Source organism: Methylobacterium sp. WL119, from assembly GCF_008039875.1.
GTDB lineage: Bacteria > Pseudomonadota > Alphaproteobacteria > Rhizobiales > Beijerinckiaceae > Methylobacterium.
In genome coordinates, this window is record NZ_VRUU01000180.1 from 1 (window position 1) to 4549 (window position 4549).

A 4549-nucleotide genomic window follows, 5' to 3' on the forward strand; every position below is an offset into this window, starting at 1 on the left:
TTCGGACGGGGTCGGGGAGGCGGAAGCAGCGGGGCGATCTCGTCCCAGAGATCGTCGGGAAGAAGTGCGCGGGCCATGAAACACCAACGCACATCAACGCTCAGGGTGCCGTTCTGTTAGGCGCTCTAAGACAGAGGCGATCGGCACCCTACCGCCTGGCCATCCGCTCGATCCCGCGAAGGCACCGGCGCCTCCGGCCGAGAGCGCGGGTCCCACCTCTCCCGGGCTGCCTAATCCGAAGCCGGATCGTGCGCCCGAGAGTGGCGGCTATGATGGGAAGCCGCCGTCGACCGGCTCTAGCAACTCAAAAGGCGGCTACGGGGCCGGTTGAGCCACCCCTAAGCCCGCCGCGGTCTAGCGGCGGGCTCTGTGGCCCCCTCAGGCAGCCATGCGGCCAGGCCGACCTAGGCCGAGCTCGCGCGCGAGGGCCGATCGTTTTTCGGAGTAACTCGCTGCGGTCATGGGGTAGTCGGCCGGCAAGCCGAAGCGTTTGCGGTAGCTTTGCGGGCCGAGCCCGTGACCGGTCAGGTGACGCTTGAGGGTCTTGTAGGGCTTGCCGTCGATGAAGCTGACCAGCCCGTCGGGCCGGATCGATTTGCGGATCTCTGCCGGTGTCGGAAAGGCGACTTCCTTTTTCGAAACGCTGGCACCACCGGTGGCTGTCCCGCTGGCGATACCATTGAGGGCTGCATGAACGGTGCTGATCAATGCCGGAAGCTCCGTTGCCGGCATGTGATTGTTTGAGACGTAGGCCATCACAAGTTTGCTGGCCAGCGCAACCGTATCGGCGCTTTGTGATTGATTTTTGTGCATCATCGGATTGTTCTTTCGGCTTTGATGCAAAACAGTATCGCCGATATAAAAGCTAATACAAGTCTCGCGCGTCAATAGAACGCATGGGTCGTTTGTGTTATGCATTCATGCCGCAAAGATTGAATAGCTTTGGCAATCGCAACGGTAGGTCGGAGTCGGAGCGTCCTTATGGGCGGCCCCAGTTTCTCGCGCATCGCTCCGCGGAAGCGACGGCGTCGAGCGAGATGCTTTTAGCTGGTGTCGACATCCGGGTAGGTTCTTTCTAGGTCATTTCCTAGTTTAACTCAAATAAGAGATGCATCGCAGTGCTGGACACGCTGCTATATCATCCGCATGCCGCCGGTCCAGCGGCTTATCATGCTGCCGGCGCGGGCGTTGCAATGCATGGCGGCCTGGTTGCTGTTGCCGGTCGCCGAGGCGTTGGGGTCGAGACCGTCGCCTGGCGCCGCGACGCTGCCCGTGTTCGGACTGAGCAAGGGGCCAAGTGTCAGGGTCGCGCCGAGGATGAGCTTGTTCATGGATAGGGCTTTCCACGGCGTCATGCCGTCGAGCCGGAACAGAGACTGTCATGCCAAGTTCCTGCGTGAACGTGCTTTGGGGGTGTTCTCACAGTTTTATGAGGATACCCAATCGGCTTCAGTATTTTCCGCCAAGCTATCACTTGACGATCCGGCGGAGCGTGTAGAGCAGTAGGCCTGCTCTTGTGGAGGATATGGCCTTGGACGAACAATTCGAAACTCAATCGACCAATTTCATCGAACTCGCCGCCGACCTCGTGGCGGCCTACGTGTCGAACAACAACGTGCCGGTGTCCGAACTGGCGAACGTGATCGCTTCGGTTCACGCGGCCTTTGCCGGTCTTGCGAACGGGGTGCCCGCCGAGCCCGCTGGCCCTGAGAAGCCGACACCGGCACAGGTCCGCAAGTCGATCACGCCGGACGCGCTGATCTCTTTTATCGACGGCAAGCGGTACAAAACGCTCAAGCGCCACGTTACTAAAGCCGGCCTGACGATGGAGACCTACCGCGCGCGCTACGGCCTGCCATCGGACTATCCCTCGACCGCCGCAAGCTACTCCGCTCAGCGGTCCGAGCTGGCACGGTCTCTCGGCCTCGGCCAGCAGCGGCGCAAGGCAGCCCCCATGGCCGCCGCTGCCGACGAGACGGTTGCTGAGGCGCCCAAGACCTCCAAGGGGAAGCCCAAGGCCGCTAAGGCCTCCGAGGCAGCCCCTAAGGCGCGTGGGCGGAAGAAGGCCACCGAGACGGCCTGACGCCGCTCGGCGCCTCGGCATGGCGCGTTCTGACACCCGTTACCATGCGTCGGCTGCCGCTCGGAACACCCGAGCGGCAAGGAGGTTAAATCAGCAACACGGCCGGGCCCTGACCCCCCATCTTGATTCCTGGCAATGTAGCGCTCGACTACGGCTCATCTCCCCGTGGTCAAGTGCGAATTTTCGTCAGAAACATTCGGACAAGAAAACGCGACAATGCGTCAGGATCCTGCGTGGATCGCATAAATGGGTGGTCGCGTTACTCTAGCAGATTGCTTAAGTAGGAGATCATCCTGATGAAACGACTTGCACTCGCATCGACCGCGCTTGTTGCTGCCCTCGCTTTCATGCCCGCGAGCGCTGATGCCCGTGGCTTCGGCGGCGGTGGCTTCCACGGTGGTGGCGGCTTTGGCGGTGGTGGGTTTCGTGGTGGTGGCTTTGGTCGTGGCGGGTTCGGCGGCGGCTTCCGAGGTGCTAGGTTCGGCGGTGGTTATGGCCGCGGGTACTATGGTCGCGGCTATGGTTATGGCCTTGGGGGCCTCGGTCTCGGGGTTGGGCTCGGCCTTGCAGCAGGCGGCCTTTATGGCGGGTACGGCGGCTACGGGTACGGCTATGACGACGGCTACTACGCCCCGGTAGGATACGGCGGTTACGGCTATGGCTATCGCCGTCCGCTCTATCGCTATGGCTACGGACCCTACGGGTACGGCTACTGAGATAAGTTCTGCTTAGTGGTTAAAAGTATGAAGGCCCGATCGGTTAGAAAACGGTCGGGCTTTTTGCTGTCTTATTTCAGATAAATATCTGAGAAACTCGCCAACGGATCGTACGATCTAACAATTGTCATACTGCTTAACTCGCAACTTAGCGCCCCATTGTGGCACGCCGCGCCGCTTATAGTTTTGATGAGGCCCTAACCGGGTGCTGCCATCCTACTCCAAGCCATGTTGCGTATCGGCCTCTCTGGTAGGATCCGAGGTTCCCCTGTCCCGTGAGCAGATCGGGACGGGGCCGAACCGTCCGACCGTCCAAGAAACCTTCAAATGCCACCTCACGATAGAACGCTCCTCACCGATGAGGCCCTTGATCAGCTCGCGCGCCTATGGTTCGCCGACGTGCGGGCCGAGCATCCCGAACCGCGCTTGAGCGGTCAGCAGCGGGATGCAGCCGGCGAAGTCGGAGCCGGAGCGCTCGATTGGTTGTTCGGTGGCAGTGACAGCGATACCGCCGGGGATGATGGCGGGGATTAAGGATGGGCGAATTTCGCCGCCCTAGCAGTCCCCCATCTGCAACCGGGTTGGAGCTTATGGGTTGAGGAAGCGTCGCCTTTCGGCGGCTGAGGCTTCCCCATGCTCCTGATTGCGTCTCTCGTAGCGAGCACCTTTGCGCTTGCCGGCTCCTTCTCCCTCATCGCCATCATGGCGGAGTAAGGTAGTAGGCGCCCGCCAGTCAGTGATCGGATGGCGGGGCCGAACTCGTAGGCATTGAGCGTAACGCGCTCAACGCGGTCGCGACGAACGCTCAGCGCGCTCCGGCGGCGCCTGTCGACGGGCTGCTCATGCCCGACGAGCCAGCGCCCGGCGCACCGGTCCCTGTGCTCACCCCGTTCGCTCCCGGGGCCGTCATCGGGGTAGAGCCCGTGCCGCCGCCGGCGTTCGCGCCGCCCGGGGTAGCGAGTTCCTTCGGCTGGCCGGTGGTTGAACCGCCAGTGCTGCTGGTCCCCATCCCAGTTCCGGTCGTGCCCGAGGGGCCAGTTGCTTGTGCGAGCGCGGCGCCGGACAGCGCCAAGGTGAACGAGGCGGCGAGTACGAGTGTTTTAATCGACATAAATGTTCCTCACGCTGCGCCAATACCGGCACGTTGATACTAAGACCAAACGTGCGCGCGGTCGTTTTTGTTCAATAATCTGTGCGCTAGTGACCGAGCCCTATCCGCCTTGTAGGCTCTCGGCGAATCCGTCCGGCACCTCGCCGAACTGACCTAGTGGAGTGACTCAGACGGATGGTTCAGGGCCTCGGCTGACGGCGGCGAGGATATCGGTGGCGGGTTTGGTCCGGATGAAGGGTCTGGCGCTCCGGTTGTGCTCGGCGATGTAGCGATTGATGGCCGCTTGCAGGTCGACGACGCCGGTGAAGGAGCCTCGCCGCAGCCGACGCCGGGTGAGCGCCGAGAAGAAGCCCTCGACGGCGTTGAGTCAGGAGGCCGAGGTCGGGGTGAAGTGGAAAATCCAGCGCGGGTGGCGGGCGAGCTAGGCGCGCACCTTCGGATGTTTGTGGGTGGCGACGTTGTCGAGGATGGCGTGGATCACTTTGCCGGGCGGGACGGTGGCCTCACGGCGTTGAGGAATCGGATGAACTCGCCGTTTCGGTGACGCTTCATGCAGCGGCCGAGCACGGTACCGGCCAGGACGTCGAGTGCGGCAAACAGTGTCGTCGTGCCGTGACGGGTATAGTCGTGGGTCTGGGC

At 62.2% G+C, this 4549-nt stretch carries 4 protein-coding genes and 1 pseudogene; 2 read left to right on the forward strand and 3 right to left on the reverse strand.

Annotation, left to right across the window (positions count from 1 at the left end; genetic code table 11):
* Positions 1-378 precede the first annotated feature (378 nt).
* Together FV227_RS27820 and FV227_RS27825 are read right to left on the reverse strand one after the other, a co-directional pair.
* The gene (locus tag FV227_RS27820; RefSeq protein WP_348642510.1) at positions 379-888 is read right to left on the reverse strand and encodes a MucR family transcriptional regulator; all 510 of its coding nucleotides are present in this window, start codon (positions 886-888) and stop codon (positions 379-381) included.
* A 245-nt stretch (positions 889-1133) separates the two neighbouring features.
* Positions 1134-1331, reverse strand: coding sequence for a hypothetical protein (locus FV227_RS27825; protein WP_147860402.1), 198 nt, complete (start codon positions 1329-1331; stop codon positions 1134-1136).
* A 194-nt stretch (positions 1332-1525) separates the two neighbouring features.
* Here FV227_RS27825 and FV227_RS27830 point away from each other — a divergent pair, with 194 nt between their 5' ends.
* Both FV227_RS27830 and FV227_RS27835 read left to right on the forward strand, forming a co-directional pair.
* Complete coding sequence (locus FV227_RS27830; RefSeq protein ID WP_147860403.1) at positions 1526-2083, forward strand: MucR family transcriptional regulator; 558 nt, start codon at positions 1526-1528, stop codon at positions 2081-2083.
* Positions 2084-2379: 296 nt separating this feature from the next.
* Positions 2380-2799, forward strand: a complete 420-nt coding sequence (locus tag FV227_RS27835) for a hypothetical protein (RefSeq protein ID WP_147727881.1) — start codon at positions 2380-2382, stop codon at positions 2797-2799.
* Between the two features lie 1277 nt (positions 2800-4076).
* Here FV227_RS27835 and FV227_RS30215 read toward each other — a convergent pair.
* Positions 4077-4549, reverse strand: a pseudogene (locus tag FV227_RS30215) (IS630 family transposase); the annotation flags it as partial.